This window comes from Streptomyces diversicolor (assembly GCF_057537855.1).
On sequence record NZ_BAAJXA010000121.1, the window covers coordinates 1 to 1,419 of the forward strand.

The window sequence follows — 1,419 nt, forward strand, 5'->3', positions numbered from 1 at the left end:
CAGGAGTTCGCGACTCTGGGGTCGCGCGGGTGGGGCAGGGATGGTTTTCATGCTTGCTGCCCTTGATGGCTCAGGTGGCTGTTCCCCCTGCCCTGCCACTTCTTCCGGACTGCTGATTAGGCTCTGCGGACCATCGCTTGGTAGGGCGAGGCCAGGCGGAAGGAGTTGCGCCACGAGCTGTTCGACGAGGGGAGCGTCACCGTGTCCGCCAACGCGGGGTTCGACATCGCCAAGGACTTCCACTGGCTCGCGGTCACCGACGACCGCGGCCGGCAACTGGCCAGCCGCAGGGTCGACAACGACCCCGACGCCATCGATGAGGCCATCACCCATCTCACGGCCCTCCAGGCCGAGCACGGCGAACTCACCATCGGACTGGACCTGATGGGCAGCGTCGCGGCTCTGCTGACCGCGATGCTGCTGGCCGCGGGCTTCCGTGTGGTCCACGTGCCCGGCCTGGCCGTCAACCGGGCCCGCCGCGGCACCCGGGGCGGGGAGAACAAGTCCGACCCCCGCGACGCCAAGGTCATCGCCGAACAGGTCATGCTCCGCGACGACCTGCGGGAAGTTCACCTGCCCGACGAGGCCACCGCAGAGCTGCGGCTGCTGGTCAGCCACCGCACCGTGCTGGTCAAGGAGACCACCGCGCGCATCAACCGGCTGCGCGACCTGCTCGCCTCCATCCACCCCGGCCTGGAGAGGGCCACCGACCCGACGAACAAGTCCAGCTTGATCCTGCTGGCCCACTACGTCACTCCGCAGGAGATACGACGGGCCGGGAGCAGCCGCATCATCGACTACCTGCGCAAACGCGGAGTCACGCGGCCCACCGCCGGGGCCCTGGCCGAGGCTGCGGCCGCCGCGGCACGCGCGCAGCGCATCGCAGTCGTCGGCGAGCGCCGCACCGCCGCGCTCATCAAAGAACTCGCCGCCGATCTCCTGGCTGGCAAGATCCGGCTCCAGACCCTGGAGGCCGAGATCGAGCAGCTCGTCGACGCCCACCCTGACGGGGCCCTCATCCGCAGCCTGCCGGGGATGGGGGCCATCCTGACGGCAGAATTCATCGCCCTGGTCGGTGACCACCGCCGCTTCACCAGCGGTGACGCCCTGGCCGCAGCCTCGGGGCTGTCCCCAGTGCTGACCCAGTCCGGGAAGATCCGCTACTCGCGCAGCGCCCTGGGCGGTGACAAGGCCCTCAAGCGGATCTTCTACCAGTCCGCCTTCTGCGCGATCCGGCGCGATGTCACCTCTCGGACCTTCTACGACCGCAAGCGGAGCGAGGGAAAGCGGCACCACCAGGCCCTCATCGCCCTGGCGCGACGCCGTGTGAACGTCCTCTACGCCATCCTCCGCGACCGCCGTCCCTACGAAGAGCGGCCCCAACTGCGTCTCGTGGCTTGACTTCAGCATTAGGCAGCC

At 69.1% G+C, this 1,419-nt stretch carries 1 protein-coding gene; it reads left to right on the forward strand.

From position 1 onward, the window contains the following. Positions 1-165 precede the first annotated feature (165 nt). Positions 166-1,401 (forward strand): IS110 family RNA-guided transposase, encoded by a 1,236-nt coding sequence (locus AC27LF_RS45410; protein ID WP_479662451.1) that lies wholly within the window; start codon positions 166-168, stop codon positions 1,399-1,401. Positions 1,402-1,419 lie beyond the last annotated feature (18 nt).